This window comes from Nocardia blacklockiae (assembly GCF_015477355.1).
Classification (GTDB): Bacteria; Actinomycetota; Actinomycetes; order Mycobacteriales; family Mycobacteriaceae; genus Nocardia; species Nocardia blacklockiae.
The window spans coordinates 1-368 of record NZ_JADLRJ010000045.1 but is presented as its reverse complement, the minus strand read 5'-3'; the positions used below and the strand labels follow the sequence as shown (position 1 = coordinate 368).

General features: G+C 39.7%; 1 protein-coding gene. It reads right to left on the bottom strand.

Annotation, left to right across the window (positions count from 1 at the left end; all coding sequences use genetic code 11):
* Positions 1–322 (bottom strand): hypothetical protein (locus IU476_RS36615; RefSeq protein WP_228824857.1); only part of this gene is annotated, 322 nt, incomplete at its 3' end.
* Positions 323–368 lie beyond the last annotated feature (46 nt).

The window sequence follows — 368 nt, the reverse complement described above, 5'->3', positions numbered from 1 at the left end:
GCTTCCTGATAAACGCTGGTTCCTCATACATTGTTGTGCTCGCAATGCTATTGAGTATGCGTTGGATAGTGTCTGACAGTCGCTGTTGAATAGTCATGCGTACGTTTATGTTATTTAAACCGTCTATAAAGGTGCGGACTGCATCTGATTCGACTTTAATTAGCATTGCAGTTAGTGCCTCGTTGTTGAATGTTGCATGCAGTTTAGATTGTATACTGCTTAATGTTTCATTTATCATCCGGTAATAATATTCGATTGATAAATTTCCCTGCGACAATCCCCTCAGTTTCTCTTCCAGGATATGAAGTGGGCGCTGGTCCATGAATTATATGATTGATTGGTAATCATGGGATGTAGTATGTTTGAAC